Annotated in this window: 15 protein-coding genes; all 15 read right to left on the reverse strand. The window is 44.4% G+C overall.

From position 1 onward, the window contains the following. Positions 1-24 precede the first annotated feature (24 nt). Positions 25-1,179 (reverse strand): iron-containing alcohol dehydrogenase, encoded by a 1,155-nt coding sequence (locus BDD43_RS22330; RefSeq protein WP_121199925.1) that lies wholly within the window; start codon positions 1,177-1,179, stop codon positions 25-27. 24 nt (positions 1,180-1,203) lie between these two features. Then, on the reverse strand, positions 1,204-2,769 hold the full coding sequence (locus BDD43_RS22335; protein ID WP_121199927.1) for an MGH1-like glycoside hydrolase domain-containing protein: 1,566 nt from the start codon (positions 2,767-2,769) through the stop codon (positions 1,204-1,206). Positions 2,770-3,045: 276 nt separating this feature from the next. After that, positions 3,046-4,683 (reverse strand): pectate lyase family protein, encoded by a 1,638-nt coding sequence (locus tag BDD43_RS22340; protein WP_121199929.1) that lies wholly within the window; start codon positions 4,681-4,683, stop codon positions 3,046-3,048. Positions 4,684-4,880: 197 nt separating this feature from the next. Then, complete coding sequence (locus BDD43_RS22345; RefSeq protein WP_246001735.1) at positions 4,881-6,185, reverse strand: bile acid:sodium symporter family protein; 1,305 nt, start codon at positions 6,183-6,185, stop codon at positions 4,881-4,883. Beyond that, on the reverse strand, positions 6,185-6,847 hold the full coding sequence (locus BDD43_RS22350) for an aspartate/glutamate racemase family protein (protein WP_121199931.1): 663 nt from the start codon (positions 6,845-6,847) through the stop codon (positions 6,185-6,187). Before BDD43_RS22350 ends, BDD43_RS22345 begins: the two co-directional genes overlap by 1 nt. Positions 6,848-6,849: 2 nt before the next feature. Continuing rightward, on the reverse strand, positions 6,850-8,250 hold the full coding sequence (locus BDD43_RS22355) for a four-carbon acid sugar kinase family protein (RefSeq protein WP_121199933.1): 1,401 nt from the start codon (positions 8,248-8,250) through the stop codon (positions 6,850-6,852). Then, positions 8,250-9,494, reverse strand: a complete 1,245-nt coding sequence (locus tag BDD43_RS22360; protein WP_121199935.1) for a ribulose-bisphosphate carboxylase large subunit family protein — start codon at positions 9,492-9,494, stop codon at positions 8,250-8,252. The genes BDD43_RS22355 and BDD43_RS22360 overlap by 1 nt, the downstream gene beginning before the upstream one ends. Then, on the reverse strand, positions 9,494-10,789 hold the full coding sequence (fucP, locus tag BDD43_RS22365) for an L-fucose:H+ symporter permease (protein WP_121199936.1): 1,296 nt from the start codon (positions 10,787-10,789) through the stop codon (positions 9,494-9,496). The genes BDD43_RS22360 and fucP overlap by 1 nt, the downstream gene beginning before the upstream one ends. A 9-nt stretch (positions 10,790-10,798) precedes the next feature. Further along, positions 10,799-11,245, reverse strand: coding sequence for a MaoC family dehydratase (locus tag BDD43_RS22370; RefSeq protein WP_121199938.1), 447 nt, complete (start codon positions 11,243-11,245; stop codon positions 10,799-10,801). A 227-nt stretch (positions 11,246-11,472) separates the two neighbouring features. Further along, positions 11,473-12,543 (reverse strand): Gfo/Idh/MocA family protein, encoded by a 1,071-nt coding sequence (locus tag BDD43_RS22375; protein ID WP_121199940.1) that lies wholly within the window; start codon positions 12,541-12,543, stop codon positions 11,473-11,475. Beyond that, entirely contained in the window at positions 12,527-13,786 is a 1,260-nt protein-coding gene (locus tag BDD43_RS22380) for an extracellular solute-binding protein (protein ID WP_121199942.1), read from the reverse strand. The genes BDD43_RS22375 and BDD43_RS22380 overlap by 17 nt, the downstream gene beginning before the upstream one ends. Beyond that, a complete protein-coding gene (locus tag BDD43_RS22385; protein ID WP_121199944.1) occupies positions 13,779-14,924 on the reverse strand; it encodes a CaiB/BaiF CoA transferase family protein in 1,146 nt (381 codons plus the stop codon). The genes BDD43_RS22380 and BDD43_RS22385 overlap by 8 nt, the downstream gene beginning before the upstream one ends. Continuing rightward, positions 14,921-16,072: a CaiB/BaiF CoA transferase family protein gene (locus tag BDD43_RS22390; RefSeq protein ID WP_121202085.1), complete on the reverse strand. Its 1,152-nt coding sequence runs from the start codon at positions 16,070-16,072 to the stop codon at positions 14,921-14,923. Before BDD43_RS22390 ends, BDD43_RS22385 begins: the two co-directional genes overlap by 4 nt. Beyond that, positions 16,072-17,232, reverse strand: coding sequence for an ABC transporter substrate-binding protein (locus BDD43_RS22395; RefSeq protein ID WP_121199946.1), 1,161 nt, complete (start codon positions 17,230-17,232; stop codon positions 16,072-16,074). Before BDD43_RS22395 ends, BDD43_RS22390 begins: the two co-directional genes overlap by 1 nt. A gap of 326 nt (positions 17,233-17,558) precedes the next feature. Further along, complete coding sequence (locus BDD43_RS22400) at positions 17,559-18,458, reverse strand: ROK family protein (RefSeq protein WP_121199948.1); 900 nt, start codon at positions 18,456-18,458, stop codon at positions 17,559-17,561. Positions 18,459-18,710 lie beyond the last annotated feature (252 nt).

The raw sequence follows: 18,710 nt of genomic DNA on the forward strand, positions 1-18,710 counted from the left end.
GTTACAATTGATATTTCTTTATTGTTAATAAGCTGCATTGTAAATATCCACGGCGTCGGTATAAGTAACCTCGCGCGGGTTATTTTTAAGCAAGCGTGTAATTTTCATCGCATTTACGGCCATTTCGGGTATGGCGTCCTGGGGTATGTTAACTTCCCTTAACCTTGCGGGTATGCCGCACAGGGCAACCAGTTGTTCAATTTTGGCTATCCCTGCTTTAGCGGTAAGCATATCTTTGGCCTGCGGCTGGCAGCCCAGCGCAATAGCAACCTGTGCGTATTTAGCTGCTGCCGACGGATAATTAAATTCCATAACGTAAGGCAGTAATAAAGCATTTGATAAACCATGGGCCAAATTAAAACTACTACCCAGCGGATAGGATAATGCATGCACCGCTGCCGTATTTACCGGGCCCAGGCAAAAGCCGCCCAGCAAACTGCCCATAGAAACCTGCGCCCTTGCATGCTCATCGCTACCGTTGTTTACTGCCTGTACAATGTTGGCCGCTATAAGGCGGATGCCCTCAATAGCATACATATCAATAAGCGGGTGCGAAAACTTGTTGGTATAAGCCTCTATGCAATGTATTAATGCATCTAAGCCGGTGGCTGCTGTAATATGCGGCGGCACGCTCATACTCAACAAAGGATCAACATATACAATATCGGGAACCAGGTAGGGGCTGATAATACCTTTTTTTTGATGGTCGCTATCATCAACCAAAATGGCGTTTGGCGATACTTCGCTGCCCGTACCCGATGTTGCGGGCGCGCAAATTAATGTTTTGGTACGGCCCTTTAACAAGCCAATACCTACTATATCCTGTAAAGACTGACTATTGTTTAACTGTGCAGCAACCAGTTTTGCCACATCTAAAACGCTGCCGCCACCAATTCCTATCACAGCATCCGGATTGGCTTGCACCGCCACAAGCATCAGTTGTTCAAAATCCTGATAGCTTGGCTCCTGCTCAACATCGGTGTTAATGTGTACTGTAATATTTTTGCGTTCTAAATCGTCAACAAGTTTAGATAGTTGACTTTGTAACGGCTTTATAGTGATTATCAAAACAGATGAACAGCCCAAACCCACCAAATCATCAGCCAGTGCCGCTATGCAGCCATTGCCAAACGTGAGCTTGCGCGGAAAATGTATAGTTAAGTTTTGAAGGTTACTCATTAATATCTTATTCTGTATTTATAATTATTTTTTTGCAGGCAGGTTAACCAAAACGTGTTTCAACACATCGCTTTGTGCTATCTTTTTGCCATCGGCATAAATAAATAGGCCTTTGCCTGCACCATACTTTGTGCCGTTTTTATCCCAAACAATGGTAATGTTATGCCCATGGTAGCTTACCTTATCCAGGCAAAACCAAGCCCACTGCCCTTGCGGGATAAGCGGGAAAACTTCTAAAACCTCGTCGGCACGTGGTTTTATACCTACCAAATCGTTAATAACCAAATCGGCATAACCAGAGTGGTTATAAAAGGTACTCCGGGGATTATCGCCCTTTAACCATGCACCGTTTTTTTCGTCCTGATACTCACCAATATACGGGCGACCATTCATTTGCTGCGACCATGCGTATTTGTGCATATTATCATAAAACACCTTACTCGTCATTTTACCACGATTGGTATAATTGGTAAGCAGATTTGCAAGTCCTTTTAAATCCTGGGTAGTAGCGTATGGCCAGATAGCCCCGTCCCACTCACATTTACCCACGCCGTGCGTGCGAAATTTAGGGTGACGCCTTTCGGCAGTAGTTAAACCCCAGGGTGCATTAAACCCCGCTGTATCTGTTAACTCATTCCACTGTGCGGCATACTTAGGCTCGTCGGCAGGTAAGTTAAAATACCAGGGTATAAAACCAATAGCTTCCCGCGCGTCCGACAGGGTTCCGTTAACAAACTTTACCTTATAAAATGCTGCATTGTCGTCCCATAAAGCATTTACTATCTTTTTCAACGCAGCGGCTTTAGCGGTATAACGTTGTTCAAGCGTATCGTTACCGGTTAATTTAGCCATTGCTACAAGTGCTTTAGCATTACCATACATATAGCTGTTAATGGTTGGCCGCACGTTTTTATCCTTACGGGAACCACTGATGGATTCTTCCATCGCATCCTTTACGTCAAACTGCCAAAAAGAGCCATCGGGCAATTGCCTTTCGGTTTCCCACTTGCGGTAATCGGCATCCAGCGCCGGTAGTATATGTTTTATATATTCCTTATCCTGGGTAACCAAATAATGGTTATAAACGGCATCATCAACCCAACTGCTAAAACCGTGGAAGTGTGGTTTTGGCTGTTTGCCATCCTCATATAACCAAAACGAAACATAGTCTTCAATATATTGCTTGTTATGCAGCCACCTGCCCTCGTTTACCTGGTGGCCCAGGGCCGAGCTTATGGTGTTATAAATACCCGCAAACTTAACAGGGGTTATAAACTCGGTAAAAACAAAACCGGTTGGCGTTTTAACTAAATGCTTGCGAAAACTCCACCAACGGTAATAATACATTTGTTGGATAGTGGTATCCGGGCACTCAAATAAAGGTATATTTTGCGATAGCCAATTAAACGATTCGGCATTAGGAACAAAGTTTTTTACCGCCTCGGTATCTAACGAATTGAAATAGTTAACGTACTTTTTAAGCTTGGAAAAACCCAATACGTGTTTTGCATTTTGCGCAAAGCACATGTTTACACCTGCAATTAAAATACAAATTGCAAAAACATAAATTACGCGCAAACTTTTGGTCATACAAGTATATTGGTAATTGTACCGCACTTAGATATTAACTTCAAAACTACCTCTATATGTAGCCTGATTATTGTAATATTTTCTCTTGATATAGTACGATTTTATCATTTGAAATTTTACAAAAGCATATCAAATGTCAAATTTCAAACATCAGGAGGCACAATATCATACAATTTAATCCTCCCTATTAAATACGTCTTATATTTATAACTCTGTATTATACCCAGGTAAAGCAACTAAAATTGATTTACGCCAGGTATAGCACAGCGTTACGCATTATTTAGAAGGCATAGGCACTACCGTTTTAAGCGGTACCAGGCTGTTTAAATAAATTTCGATACTGGTATAGCCGCCGCCGTTTTTAGGGAACAATGTAGCATCTTTAGCATCGTGGGGGTTTAAGCCGTGTTTAATTTCGTACTCATCGGGTATACCGTCCTTGTCCGAATCTTTGTACGGTGTCCCCTTGTATTCCGGGTAACCGCCAACCTGGCTTATATCGGTAATGATACCTTGTTTGTACGAATCATCGGGCAAACGATGTTTAACCCATTTGCTGCCGTTACTGTTATCGGTACCGGGCACAAATGATATTTTTCCGGTTTTCACTTCTTCAATAATGCGTTTATCAACGGCATCACGTTTTGGTAAATTTGCGCCTACGTTTTCTAACACATAATCGTGCGCTTCCTGGGCTGTTAACAAAGTTATTTTAGCCATCGGGAAAGCTTCGTTTACACGGATGCTGTCGGTATAACGGCCAGCGTTTGGCATATCTTGTATCTGCACACCACCGTCCCAATTGTTTTTTGTTACCTTTTCGTTGCCTTCAACAATGTTTCCATTGACATAGGCACGGCCAAATAAACCTTTGTTTGATTTATCCCTTCCAGATTCGGGTTTCAATATCCGGTAGCTGATGGGTTTATCTAACGGAGTTATTGGCCCGGGTTTAAAGTAATTGTTAATGATATTGAACAACGATTTATTATCGCCGCCATCAATACTGCGGTTCCACCAGTTAAAAATCACGTTGTTGGCAAATCCAAAATCGCCATCCATACCTACCGACGGGTTACGGGCAACGTTATCTGCCCATAAATTACGCATAAAAGTGCTGTTACGGCCACCTATTGTGCTGCCAAATGCATGGTTATAAGTATCTAAACCTTCGGCAAACATGGAGTTTTGAATGGTAATGTTTACGGTAGGCAACTTATCGTGAGCGCCGCTACGATCATAAACGTGGCGATAGAAAGACATCACTTCGTCTAAGCCCCAACTACCCGAAACGTGATCTAATATAATATTCCCTACCGGATTACCGCCAAAGGCATCATCGCGACGGGCAACATCGGTAGCACCTCTGCGGAAACGCATAAAGCGGACAATAATATCATGTGTATCAATCCATACCGATTCGCCGGCTATGCAAACGCCATCGCCTGGTGCGCTTTGCCCCTCAATAGTAATATAAGGCGCACGGATGCTAATGGGCTGACTTAACTTAATGATACCGGCCACGTTAAATACCACAATACGCGCGCCGCCTTGCTCGCATGCGTCCCGCAGCGAACCGGGGCCATAATCGTTAAGGTTTGTTACCACAATAACACGACCGCCACGACCGCCAGCCGTGTATGCCCCGCCACCTTCGGCACCCGGAAATGCAGGAATTTTTGCCTGCGGCAAATCGGATGATTTTGCTGCCCAGGGAACGAAAGGTTTACCCTCTTGTTTCATTATAACCATTGCTTTTTCAAAAGCAGCGTCTGATCGTTTTCTTTCAATACTCGCCAGCGAATCTGACGTGGCCTGCATTGCCGGTGGTACGCGCGGATATTGCGCCCGAGCCGAATTGATAGCACCAATTGAGCTGATGAAAACAATACCGGCAATAATTTTTTTATTCATTTTTAAAGGTTTATATCTGTTTATACAAAAGGTCATATTTACACATGCCGTTGTTTACTTGTACTTGATAAAATTCTATAAGAAAACGATCAGGTTAATAATCTCATTCAAATATGCACCCTAAAATGGTTGATTTTATATAGGATTTTTTCTACAAGGTATACGATATTAGCTTTAGGGCCAAAGTATTGTAATTATTACACTCCGGCTTTATTTTCGGCAATTTCTTCACCGGTTGGTTGGCGGCGCCAATAGTTGGCCAATATGGAGCCAGATATATTCATCCACGGGCTAAACACTGCTGCCGCAAGGCCCACCGTAGCCAATTTACCCATATTACCAGCCAGGCCGGATGCCATGCCGCCGTTTTGCAAACCAACTTCGAAAGCTATGGTACGCGCCGAATTTTTATCGAGTTTAAACAAACGACTAAGCCAGTAACCAAAAAAGTAACCCGCGCCATTATGTATTACCGATGCCAGAAACAGCAATAAACCAACGTGCAATAAGTTATCGTGCCCGGCGGCGGTAGTAACTGTGGTAAAATATACAATACCGAACATTGACAAATAAGGGATATACTCGTCTACCCTACGATAGTTTAAGTAAAGCTGATGATAAACCGCGCCAACAATAAATGCCCCGGTTAAAAAGTTAAATACCTCTGCCGATTGCAGTGCCGGGGCCGATAAATTAAGGCTTAACCATTGCCATGCACCAAATGGTTGTAACGCTAACCAAACAACACACAGGGCGGCAATACTATAAGTGTTGCGTTTGCCTTTGGCCGATGCATGTTTAAGATAATCGTGTACAAAGGCTGCCCCGATGGGTACAATAACTATTTTGATGATCTCCATCATCATGGAAACAAACTTAACCTCAATTAAAGTTCCGGCGAGTAAATGCATTAACAGGGGTGTTAAAAATGGTGCGGCAAGCGTTGCCATTGCAGTAACCGTTACCGATAGCACCAGGTTTGCACGTGCCAGATACACCATTACATTAGAAGCCAAACCACTGGAACACGAACCGATGAGGATGATACCTGCGGCAATTTCGGGCTCAAAATGAAATATCCGTGTGAGCAAAAAGCCCATCAATGGCATTATTGAAAAATGGCAGGCCAAGCCGATAAGCACGCCCTTGCCTGTACTTGCCAGTCCCGAAAAATCGCGGATACTCATTTGGATACCCATCCCAAACATTACCATTTGTACAATAATGAGGATGAGCCATTTGTTGCGCAAATCAACACTTCCCCATTTTAAAAATGCATGAGGATATATCATGGCAGCAACAACAGCCACAATTATCCAGGCTGTGTACTGATAATTTTTAAGGCTGTGAAGTGATGCAATACCTATTGCAAAACACACCGCGAGGCAAACAGCAGCGGCTTGCCATAAAGCGGTGTTTAAATTTATTATACCAAACAACAGCACCAAAAGCGCAAGGCCGCTTATATACAAACAAAACCTTTGCAATAACTTTATCATCATCAATTTAAAATTGAGGCCAAATATTTAATGGCATTTGGCGGACTGGCCACAATAGGTACAATTTTATCTTCTTCTGCCAAAGTATCAACCACGCGCGCCATTGATGCCTGGGCCAGTAAAATCACATCTACCTTTTTTGAAAGATCACGCAATACGTCGGCAACCAGCGCATCATGTTTGGCGGCATCGCCGCTCATTAAGGCGTCAAACGCGCCTTCGCATACCTGCGATGTTAATTCTATTTCTTTCCCGGCAAGGGCAGCGCGGCGTTTTACCAAATCGCTTGTGGGCTCTAATGTGGTTGATAGGGTTGCAATAACGCCAATGCGTTTCCCGGTTTGCACGGCTAAATCGGCCATCGGTTGGTCAACCCGTAAAACGGGCACATGTGCTACTTCGGCGGAGGCCTCAACGGCGGCACCAATAGATGAGCAGGTAACCAGTATAAAATCAGCACCCGAATCTTCGGCAGAAGCTACGTAATCGGCAACGCGTTTACTAATAGCTGGTGTAAGTTGGCCGCGTTCGCGAATGTTGCGTACCAGGCTATCGTCAACAATATTAAATGTGGTTATACCCGGCAAATACTCTTTACAAAGCTGCTGAAATACAGGTATTAGCGTATGCGACGTGTGGATAAGTCCTAATGTTTTTGGTTTCATAATTATGTGGTTGTTTGGCCTTTAAGCACTAATTCAAAATAATTTTCGGCACCTACCTGGCCGCCTTTAAAGTTTACCTCCATACCATCGGCTGCCGAACCCGGCGCGTAAGCTTTGCATAACGGCGCTCCCGGCGAAACTGGAACTATCATTTCAACCGCCTCTATACCCATTGCGCGTGCAACATAGCCTGATGTATCGCCACCGGCAATGAGCAACCTTTGTAAAGTGGTTTTACCTGCCACACCTACGGCAATAAGGCCCAGTGCGGTACCATAAAGTTGCGCCGTTTTTTCGCGGATGTCGTTTTGGGTTAAACCTTGTTGGGCAAAAAAATCATACGTTTTCTTAAAACGCGGGTCTTCTGTACCCAAACTGGTATGTATAATAACCGGGATACCCCGTTGCAGCAGTTGCGCAATTAAATGGATATAAACAGCAACCGTAGTTTTGAGATCTTTTGAGCTTGCAATAGCAATGGTGTCGAGGGCTATATCGGCAAAATTATTATCTATAGCATATTCAATTTGTATTGCCGTAACCGGCGAGCAACTGCCCGATACCACTAACATGGTTTTAGCCTCTCCGGCAGCTTGCCATTCTGTTTTGCTTTGCGCGATACCCTGAGCGGCCCACAACTTACCCAGGGCCATCTCTATACCAGAGGAACCGATAGAAAACAAGGGCTTATCTGCCGATGCATAACCATCAATCAGTTGAGCTATGGGAAATAGCTGGTCTTCGTACAAGGCATCAAACAATATAATTTGCTTACCGGCATCTACCTGCTCCTGTAATTTTTTCTCGCTTTGTTGCTGGGACAAACCAATGGTTAAAATATCTATCAGGCCAATGGTTTGTACGGTTTGTTTAGCCAGGTGCAAACGCAAATCGCCTTCATCTGCCGGGGTAACCGGGTGCTTGCTCATTGACGGATGCCTGTCCAGCCGGAATATTTCGCCTTTGCTGCCTATCCCCATACGGGCAAACAGGTTACCAAAAGCGCAATACCTGCCCAATGCAGGGGCGGCTACCAACAGCGGTATAAATGGTGCGCTAAATATTTTTGCGCCAATATCGGCAGCTTTACCTATGCTGCCAATGCGCGGCGACGAATCAAACGTAGAGCATACCTTATAGTGTACATGCGGTACTCCTAATTGCTTCAGTGCCAAAAAGGCGGGCAGCAATTGGCCTTCCATATCGGCAGGCGACATCGATCGCGTCATGCCTGCTACGCCGATGGCTTGCAGGCCGTCGTACTTTTCTAACTGCTCAACCGTGGGAGCTACTATAAACAATACCGTTTTTATACCGGCACGGGTTAAAAATTCCAGCGCATCGGTTGATCCCGTGAAATCGTCCCCGTAGTAGGCCAGTAAAAGTTTATGCTTGTTTGCCATTATTTACTGCCAAATTTTGTAACCGATTTTGCAAATTCGGGGTATTGCTTTGCAGCATCCTGTAAAGTTAAGCCGTTTACTGCACCCTCCCAGGCTTGTTGCAGGGCCACTACCCCACCGCCCGGCCCATCGGGATGGGCCATAATACCGCCGCCCGCCATATAAAGCAGATCGGTGGTGCCGGTGCGGCGATAGGTTTCGAATGCCTGCCCGCCCCATTGCCCCGATGATACAACCGGAATAGGTGTTTCGCCTTTAAACAAAGGCGTTAAACATGCTTCCATCGAGCGCACTACCGAATCGTCGCTTTCCCAAAATTTGTTTTGGATGCCGTTCACATGTAGTTGGTCAACCCCGGCCAGTCGCCAAAGTTTTTGATACGCCGGGAACTCAATACCCAGCAATGGGTGCCTGTTTATCATTCCCCAGCCGTTGCGATGGCCATGTATCACCAGTTGGCCCTGGTCGCAAATCTTTTTTGTGCCTGCCAGGCCAACGCTGTTGATGCTTATCATAGCGCAGGTGCCGCCGGCTTTAACAATGTAATCGTATCGCGCAAGCATACTATCAACCTCGTCGCTCAGGTTGAAGGCATACATCACTTTTTTGCCCGTTTTATCTGCATGAGCATTAATTACATGCATAATGGCATCAACCCTGTCTTCAAATTTGGAATTAGCTGCCGATGATAATAGCTCATCATCTTTAATAAAATCAATACCTGCTTCGGCCAGGGTTTTTACCAACTGCGCCGTTTGCTGTGGCGACATGCCGATGCTGGGTTTAATGATTGTGCCAATCAGCGGCCTATCTTCAACACCGGTACTTTTGCGGCTCCCGGCAATGCCGAAACGTGGGCCTATAAAATGCTCGCCATAACTTGGCGGCAAATCAATATCCATCAGTTTTAAGCCCGTAAATTGAGTTATCTCGTATAAATTACCCTGTAAGGTAGATACCAGTACGGGCAGGTTATAACCAAAATTTTCTATCGACCACGAAACCTCAATAATGGCTCGATGGTACAAACCATCCTTAGCAGTAGCTCCCGGAATAGCCGGTTGGGTTACCGATTCCAAAGGTGTAATTTTTTCAACCCTCGCAGCAAAGCGCGCCTTCAGTTCCTCCGTTTCGCCGGGAACGGCTACAAACGTACCTGATGATTGTTCACCTGCCAAAACCTGCGCGGCTTTTTCTAAAGCGTACGGGGTTTCTATATAATATTTAGCGGTTATTCTTTCCATTAAGCAATACTCTTTTTTATTTTATATCCGCTTACGCCGAAGTATAAGATCACAATAAAACAGATCAACGGAATGATATAGCCGATCTGGATGTTATCGCCATTTAAATCAATAACTGTTGCCATTAAATAAGGCACAACCGCCCCACCTACAATGGACATAATGAGCCATGACGAACCAGGCTTGGTATCATCGCCAATGCCATCTATCCCCAAGGCGAATATTGTTGGGAACATGATAGACATGAAGAAACCGATAGCACCAAGGCAATAAACTACATAACTGCCCTTACCTAAAATTGCCACCGCGCATAATAACGCCGCTACAACCGCGTAAATAGAAAGCAGTTTGTGAGATTTGATGAACTGTAGAAAGATAGTACCCACAAAGCGGCCACCCATAAATAAAAAGCCATACATGGCTAAATAATATCCGGCCTTTATTTCGTCAAAACCAGCACCTTGCTTGGCCATACGGATAAAAAAACTGGTTACACAAACCTGTGCGCCAACATAAAAAAATTGTGCTACTACCGCCCACGATAGATGCTTGTGCTTTAATGCCCCAAAAAAGTTACCCCCTGATGTTTCTTCTTTAGTTGATGCTTTTATTTCGGGTAATTTGGCAACAAAAAATAAAATTGCAACCAATGCTAAAGCAATAGCTAATACAGTGTAAGGCATTTTTACAGACGAGGCTTCGTGCAAAAAATAGGCAGAGCGTTGGGTTACCGACATGGCTTTTAATTGTACCTCGCTATAATCGGTACCCGAAAGTATGAGTTTGGTACCTACAAACGGCCCAACCATAGCGGCAATACCGTTAAAAAAAGCCGCGATATTTAACCTTGTTGTAGCCCCGGCCGGGTCACCCAATATAGCCGAATAAGGGTTAGCAGCAGTCTCTAATATGGCAATGCCACAACCTATAATAAATAGCGCACCTAAAAACCCGGTGTAAGCCAATGCATTTGCCGAAGGAACAAACAATGCTGCGCCAATAGTAGCTAAAACCAAACCAATTATGATGCTGTTTTTATAGCCAAACCGCTTTAGCAGCATCCCCGCCGGAACGGCCATAAGGAAATAGGCCAAAAAGATAGAGGTATCAACCAATGTAGATTGACGGTTGTTTAACTGGCATGCCTTTTTTAAGTGCGGAATAAGGATGCCATCGAGGTTGTGTACCATTCCCCATAAAAAGAACAGGCTACATATCAGCACAAAAGGCAACATCAATGTTTTGCCTTTTAATGAGCTTTCGGAAATAACTTCGGTATTTGATGCTGGTTGCATGATATGGTTTTAAACGGTTTGTTTTTTTACAAGTAACAAATGATCGCACACCACAACCACTTCGCCATGCTGGTTAATAATTTCTACATGTTCGGTAACGGTGCCGTATTCGGGCTTTTTGGCCCCGGCTTTTTCGGATATGGTAATTTCGGAGTGGATGGTATCACCAATAAAAACAGGCTTTACAAAACGTAGCTTATCATACCCCTTTGAAAACGCTTCGGGATTAATTTCCGAAGCGGTTAGCCCGATACCGATACTAAATATCATGGTGCCATGCGCAATGCGTTGTTTAAACGGCTGCGTGGCGCACCACTCGGCATCCATATGATGCGGGAAAAAATCGCCTGTATGGCCTGCATGTACCACAAAATCTGTTTCGGTAATGGTACGGCCAAAGGTTACGCGTTTATCACCTATGGTATAATCTTCAAAAAAAGTTGATTTAAAGTACATTGTGTATTTTATTGGTTATTAGGTTATTGGTTTTATTTGCTTTTTAAATTCCCATCTTGAGAGGGGCGCAGTGGATTTGTGTGGTGGCAGGGGTGTGTTATTCATCGCGTGGAGAAAAAACACACCCCTCCGCCCCTCTCAAGAGGGGAATCGCACAAGGCCCTCGCTTTTATTATTACCAGGTTGATTATCAATATCCGAAATCGAAACTCCGAAATCCCAAATCATTAAAATCTTTCACTTACCACCACGCCGCCATTGTCGCTCGATAGGTAGGCACTTTCAACAACGGCCATCGTCTTTATAACGTCCTCAACACTGGTTGGCAGCACATCGCTTTCGCCGTTTTTATAACGCATCAGGCTGCTCATGGTGCCGATAAATGCATCCGGAAACCAGGAGCCTTCCAGTTCAATTTCGTGCCATTCGGGAGTTTTGCCTTCTTCTAAAACGCAATATTCAAATTTATCGGGCACGCCGTGCGGGTAATCCATCAGCAAACCCATACGGGCCTTAATTGCGCCTTTGGTGCCTTCCCATTTAATAAAGCTTTCCTGGTTATGCGGCCCAAAGGAATGATCGTGATTGGTATTGATAACGGCGTGCATGGTATCGCCATAATCAAACAAAATGGTTGAGCGCGACGACGATAAAGTTTTGGCCGGATGTTTCAATGTTTTAGCCATCACCGTTTTAGGGTCGCCCAAAAACGACCGCATCAAATCAATATAATGGATACTGTGGTATTGTATCTCCAAACGTGGATGCACCATTACATGCGGAAACAATTCCCAGGGGGTTTGTAAAGTTACGCGTACTTCCATATCGTATAACTCGCCTATTATGCCCTGCTCTATTAAATACCGGGCGGCGTTAACGTATGGTGCAAAACGGAGCTGGCAATTAATAGCTGCTGCCAGGTTTTTACGCCTGCAAACCGCCAATATTTTTTTACTCTGCCAAAAGTAGTCGCCCATGGGTTTTTGAATGAGCACGCCTACACCATCGGGCAATGCCTCCAGGGTTTCAATAAACTGATCGGGCATGATAGTAATATCGTAAACCGTATTGGCCGGCGAATGGGCAACTGCATCGGCAACGTTATCATAAACGTTTGGAATGCCCCACTCGGCGGCCAGTTTTTCGGCTTTGCCACGGGTGCGGTTAGTTATGCCAATTACATTAAAACCGGCCTTTTTATAGGCGGGCAGGTGTGCATCGCCAACAATGCCACCTGCGCCAATAATAACAATAGGTACCGCAGTATGTGGTAATATGGGTTTATAAGGTATTTGCATAATTTACAATTGGTTTATCTATTGCGCTTATTTTTTGCTGCCCGTGGGCAAGCAATTGCGCAACAGGTGTAGCTGTATTAATAGCAGCAAGTACAAGGTCGTCAATAATTTTGGCAATTTGCGCCCAATTGCCTTTTTGCGGTAACGAACGGGCGGTTTGGTGCAGTTGCTCCAATTTATGGTAATATGGTATAATGGCGTTAATGCCGCCATCAACCCAGGTAGAAATGCGACAGCCTATGCCGCCTTCAAGCGTTAATAATTTATCGTTACGGGCACTAACAGCGTAGCGTATAAAATTGTAAGCTGTTTGTTTATGCTTACTGCCCGCACCCACCGCATATACCCAATACACATTTAACGATGCCGGTTGGTTGCCCGCAGTATGTGGCATGTAAGCTATATCTACTTTGTTTTTCACTACCGATTCGTTTATCACCTCGCACATTGATGCAAAGCCAAACCAGTTAACCATCATGGCGGCTTCGCCACGGGCAAAGGCCATACCCGCCTGTACCGATTCGTATTGCATGGTATTGGGGTGTACAGCCTGTTTATCGCGCAAAATATCGCGGTAAAAAGTAAGGCCCTCCAACGCTTCGGTGGTATCAATGTTGATGAGGCCGTTATCGCTAACCAAACTGCCGCCACGTGTCCATAACTGGAGGCAAAAATCAAAAACGGTATTATGGCCGTCCGGCAATCCGGCGAAGACTGTTCCATATAAATTCTCTTCCGGACGGTGGAAAAATTGGGCAACGGTTTTAAAGTCATCCCAGGTTTTTGGCACTTGTAAATGCTTGCCGTGCAGCTCGTGGAACCTTTTTATTTCTTTAACATCGGTAAATAAATCTTTACGGTAAATTAAGCATTCGGGGCCGTCGTGAAAAGGTAATCCGGCAACGGCTTCTCCAAACTGCTGCATCGATAGCAGCGAACTGCTCCATCCCCAGGGATAATCATCGGGCGGGTTTTGTGTAATGTAGGGTTGCAAATTCTCTAAAGCCCCGGTTTCCCAGGCTTCGTAAAGCCAATCGGTAACTACGTGTGCAATATCCCAATCGCCATTTTTAAGGCCGTTTTGTTCTAAAATAGCATTGTGTAAATCGTCCAGATCCATCGGCACCATTTCGGCTATTAAGGTACAACCGGTTTCGGCACAATAGTTATCCCATAGCTTTTGCAGGGCAGTTTCAAACGGTCCAAATTTGCGGACGGCTATTTTTAATGTACCGCTACTCATGCTTGTTTATTAATTGCTGTATAATGGTTTGGTTATCCTCGCCAAGTTTTGGTGAGCCTTTAGGCGATGTAAGCAACTCGCCATCAATACGGATGGGGCTGCGCGTGGTGCGATAATTAAAACCATCGCTCATGGTTACCTGCTGTAGCATATCCAGGGTTGTAAAGCCCTCGTGCGCCATTAGTTTATCCCACGATAACACTTCGGCACACCATATATCGGCCTTTTGCAAAATATCAAGCCATTTTTGGCTGGTGCCCGATAATAAATGACCGGCTAATATGGCCTTAATTTCATCCCGCTTATGGAAAGCTTCGGCAACGTCTGTATAAGGTAGCAAAGCATCACAACCTAATAAAGTACCCAGTTGCGGTATGGAGCCCATAGCCAGGGCCATATAACCATCGCCGGTTTTGTATATGCCGTAAGGCGCACCTAAATAAGCATGAGCATTATTTTTTTCAGATCTTTCAGGCAATTTACCATCGTAATAATAGGTGGTAATGGCCTCAAACTGAAAATCGATGGCCGATTCGAGCATGCTTACCTGTACCAAAGCGCCTTCGCCACTAATGGTGCGGCGCAATAGGCAGGCTAAAATGCCTTGTGCCAAATGGTTGCCCGCCAGCATATCAATAATAGACAAGCCCATGGGTACGGGGCCGCCTGCGTTGCCACTTAACCAGGTTAAGCCGGTTAACGATTGCAACAATAAATCCTGACCAGGCTTATCTTTCCAGGGACCTTCATCGCCATAGCCGGATATTTCGCCGTAAATTACCGATGGGTTTACTTGCTGCACGCTGGCATAATCAAAACCCAAACGCTCCATTACGCCGGGGCGAAAGTTGTGCATTACCACATCGGCTTGTTTTACCAGTTGCCATATTTGAAGCTTATCCGCTTCGTTTTTAATATCGGCAGCAAAACTTTCCTTGTTACGGTTAATGGCATGAAATACCGACGACTCGCCATTCATGATAACGTTAGAGGTGTACAAGTGGCGGCATATATCGCCCGTAACAGGTTTTTCAATTTTTATAACCCGCGCACCCAAATCGGCCAGTTTTAAAGCTGCCGAAGGCCCCGATAGGAACTGGCTAAAATCGATAACCAAATAGTCTTCCAGTGGCTTCATATCAGGTTATATTGTAAATTAATGGCTTCGGTTTGTGCGCCGGGGCGCGGCGCGGCCACATCCGAATATAGTTTTTCTCCGTTAATACGGATGGGGCAACGGGTTGTACTCAAACTGCTGCCATCGGGCAGTTTTACTTCCTGCTTCATTCCCATTACTTTATAGCCTTCGTGCTCAAGGGTTTCCTTATAAGTTAAAACTTGGGAGCACCAAATGCCTTCGGCTTCCAGTTCACTTAGCCACTTGGTTGTGGTTTTTTGTTTTATCTTTTCTGCCAGCAGGGTCATAATCTCGTCGCGCTTATCAAACCACGATGCTTTTTCGGGGTATAATTCGGCAAGGTTATCAACGCCTAAAGCCTTCCCTATTTTAAACAAGTCGCCCATAGCCAGGGTAAGGTAACTATCCTGTGTTTCATATATCCCGTAAGGGGCGCTTAAATAAGCATGGCCGTTGCCTTTTACGGCACTGCGTTGCGGCAGTTTACCGCCATCGTTTAAATAGGTGGTTATCACTTCAAATTGCAAGTCAATCACCGATTCCATGAGGCTCACCTCTACCAGCAAACCCGTATTGGTTTTGGCGCGTTTAATTAGCGCGGCTAAAATACCTTGCACAAAATGCGCACCGCAAATCATATCGGCTGTAGCCAAACCAAAGGGTACCGGGCCGGCATCATTAGTGCCCGATAAATAGGCCAAGCCGGATAAGGATTGAATCAATAAATCCTGGCCGGGACGCAAAGCCCAGGGGCCTTTTGTGCCATAGCCGGTTACAACACCGTAAACTATGCGCGGATTAATAGCCTTAACCGACTCATAATCGAGCCCAATTTTTTCCATTACGCCGGGGCGGAAATTATGGGTAATAACATCGGCCTGTTTAATGAGCTTTTTTATGCGCTCCATATCATCCGGGTCTTTCAAATCTGCCGCGTACGATTCTTTATTGCGGTTAATGGTATGAAAAACCAAACTATCACCATTTACAAAAATATTGCGGATGGCTATCTGGCGGCCAGCTTCGCCTTTTACCGGGCGTTCAATTTTAATAACGCGCGCGCCCAAATCGGCAAGCCGCAAGCCTGCTGTTGGCGCGGCCATAAACTGCGCAAACTCTAATACAAGCAAACCCTCCAATGGCTTTATCATGCCTGTACCTTTTGTTTTGATTGCAGATAGAGGTCGTCCATTTGCTTTAATACTTCGCGTTCATCGCCGCCGTTCATCAGGTAATTGCGTACCATATCGCCTGCATGATCCTGAAAAAACATGTGGCCAAAATACCGCGGGCGCAAATAGGCACGTTGCAATGCCGGTAAAGTATTGGCAAAATAATTATGCGTTATTTGATTAGTTTGGGCATCCGTCCAGGCGGTTAAATGCCCTGGCTGGCCGCCATTATGGGTATATAAGCCAAGCTGGCAAGCGGGTGATGCCACAAATTGAGCATATTGCATGGCTATATCAACATGTTTGCAATTTGACGAAATGGCAATACCCGTACCGCCTAACGAGCTGCGTAAATTTGAACTGCCGTTAAGGGTTATCATGTCATGAAAATGAAGCAATTGACGTGCATAACCATTGCGCGAATAATTTGAATAACCATAAGCAAACGGGCAATAAGCTATATCATCGCCCAGCGTCATGGTTTCGTATATCTGGATCGGATTTTTATTAAAACAAGCCACATCGATGTTTTGGGCCAGCTCCCTGTATAATTGCAGTGCTTTAATACCGGTGGCTTCGCTTATCACTTTGTCTTCCTGCTGGCAAGGGTCTTCGCCCAGTGAACAGCAAAAAGTATAAAACGTCATTAACGAATCTATCGGTATGGCCGGAAAAGCTACCAGGCCGCGTTTTGCCAGGGCAAGCAAATCGTTATAGGTTTTAGGCAGCTCCAGGCCGTATTTTTTAAACAGATCGGGGCGGCTGGCGGCTACCGGCGTTGCAGCATCTATTGCCAACGCCCACTGGTGCCCATCGTATGAGTAACTTTCGTAAGAATGGCCAACGGTATTTGCTTCCTGATCTTGCAAAAAGCTTTTCGATAAATATTTATCAAACGGAAGTATCGATCCTGTTTTAGCGGCAAAACCAGCCCAGGGATGGTCTATCACCAATAAATCATACCTTTCGGCTAACTGCTGGATGGAAAGATCTGCGAATTGTTGTAGCGAGCGCTTTTCCCAGGTTATGTTTACCAATGGGTTTAATTCGGCAAAGCGCTGCGCAGTGGCTGTCATGGGTACAAAACCGCGGCTATGGTTCCAGGTAATTCCTTTTAGTGTAATGTTATCAAGCATGTGTATCAGTATAAACCATAATTTAATCGCTCAAATTATTGAGCATAGCTTGTGCAGCAATACGCGGCCTAACAATAAATTGGTAATTGATTAGATTTTAATTGAAACAAATTTACCAGAGATGGGCATAGGCATGTTGTATAATTTAAGCAAGCCATTGTAGGATGTTAGCATGAGTACACTAACATTGATGGTAGAAAAGGAAAGAAGATGTAATATTTAACACAGCATATCAATAATCAAATAATGTTTTGCTGTTAGATACCTAAATTCATTATCGGATACCGCGCTCCTCTATTTTGCAGTGAACAAGGCAGTAAATTAATTTACTCGGTATCCTGCAAATGATAGGTATTGTTTACCCAATAGCTTGCCGCGCCAAAAAGCGGTGCAAGTTCGCCCAATTCGGTTATTTCGATAGGGATATGAATATCTTTTTTGTTTAAGCAACTTAAAAGATGTGGCATAAACCGTAACGATGCTTTGGTAATATTACCACCAATAACTATTACATCGGGGTGCTCTTTTTCAATAAAGCTCTCTAAAAACACGGCCAAATTTTCGGCAAAAAGCTTAAAAACAGCCCGCGCTACGCCCGAAACACCGCATATATCATTCAAAGCCTTTACGTTGGCTATGTTGATGCCCGTGCGGTCAAAATATTCTTTTAAAAACCAGCGGGTTGATATGTAGTCTTCAGCAATTCCATCCATCATTGGCGAATTCCATAATTCACCATCAGCAGCTACACCGTTGTTGTAAACAGCGGTACCTAAACCGGTGCCCAGGGTTAAAGCAATTGCTTTTTTGCTATTTAACGCAGCACCCGCAAACACTTCGCCTTTTAAAAAACACTCGGCATCGTTAAACATTAAAATGTTTGCTGTTGGTATATTAAGCCTTTGGGCCAATAGTTGTTTAATATTTAAACCGTATAACGAATCGTATTTTTTGTTGCCTTTTATGTATGATATTCCGGCTTCATAATCAAACGGGCCGGGCATAGCTATGCCAATTTTTTTTTCGGTTATGTTTACCGTAGCAAAAGCTTGTTCAATTATTGCGGTCCAGGCTGCAATAATATCTGTAGCCTCTCCCCACGAATTAATAAATGCCCTGAAATACGACTTTTGCACTATTTCCCTTGTATTCAAATCTACAAAACCAACCGTTATGTGCGATCCGCCAATATCAATACCTAAAATTAAATCTTCTTGTTTCATCATAAATTTTGTTGCTGCATAAGCTATGCACGGAGCAGTAAATTTAGCATTTCATTCTAATAATTCAAATATTCAAAGCACCAATCTGTACTATGGTTTACCTTGCTTTACGGGTAATTGCGGGGCGTGGTATTCGGTAAAAAACACACATCCAGCCTTCGCTTTTAAACCTTTAAGCCAGGGATAATAGGACTAACATACAATACATTACAACTGTAATATTAATATTTAACCTCCAACTAAAACAGTTAGCTA

Origin of the sequence: Mucilaginibacter gracilis (assembly GCF_003633615.1) — a bacterium.
Taxonomy (GTDB): domain Bacteria; phylum Bacteroidota; class Bacteroidia; order Sphingobacteriales; family Sphingobacteriaceae; genus Mucilaginibacter; species Mucilaginibacter gracilis.

Bases quoted from the DNA above. Each gene is read 5' to 3' on its own strand.
- BDD43_RS22380 (WP_121199942.1), bottom strand. From the start codon at position 13,786: ATGAGTAGCGGTACATTAAAAATAGCCGTCCGCAAATTTGGACCGTTT.
- BDD43_RS22370 (WP_121199938.1), bottom strand. From the start codon at position 11,245: ATGTACTTTAAATCAACTTTTTTTGAAGATTATACCATAGGTGATAAA.
- BDD43_RS22355 (WP_121199933.1), bottom strand. From the start codon at position 8,250: ATGGCAAACAAGCATAAACTTTTACTGGCCTACTACGGGGACGATTTC.
- fucP (WP_121199936.1), bottom strand. From the start codon at position 10,789: ATGCAACCAGCATCAAATACCGAAGTTATTTCCGAAAGCTCATTAAAA.
- BDD43_RS22400 (WP_121199948.1), bottom strand. From the start codon at position 18,458: ATGATGAAACAAGAAGATTTAATTTTAGGTATTGATATTGGCGGATCG.
- BDD43_RS22375 (WP_121199940.1), bottom strand. From the start codon at position 12,543: ATGCAAATACCTTATAAACCCATATTACCACATACTGCGGTACCTATT.
- BDD43_RS22335 (WP_121199927.1), bottom strand. From the start codon at position 2,769: ATGACCAAAAGTTTGCGCGTAATTTATGTTTTTGCAATTTGTATTTTA.
- BDD43_RS22345 (WP_246001735.1), bottom strand. From the start codon at position 6,185: ATGATGATAAAGTTATTGCAAAGGTTTTGTTTGTATATAAGCGGCCTT.
- BDD43_RS22360 (WP_121199935.1), bottom strand. From the start codon at position 9,494: ATGGAAAGAATAACCGCTAAATATTATATAGAAACCCCGTACGCTTTA.
- BDD43_RS22330 (WP_121199925.1), bottom strand. From the start codon at position 1,179: ATGAGTAACCTTCAAAACTTAACTATACATTTTCCGCGCAAGCTCACG.
- BDD43_RS22395 (WP_121199946.1), bottom strand. From the start codon at position 17,232: ATGCTTGATAACATTACACTAAAAGGAATTACCTGGAACCATAGCCGC.
- BDD43_RS22385 (WP_121199944.1), bottom strand. From the start codon at position 14,924: ATGAAGCCACTGGAAGACTATTTGGTTATCGATTTTAGCCAGTTCCTA.
- BDD43_RS22350 (WP_121199931.1), bottom strand. From the start codon at position 6,847: ATGAAACCAAAAACATTAGGACTTATCCACACGTCGCATACGCTAATA.
- BDD43_RS22340 (WP_121199929.1), bottom strand. From the start codon at position 4,683: ATGAATAAAAAAATTATTGCCGGTATTGTTTTCATCAGCTCAATTGGT.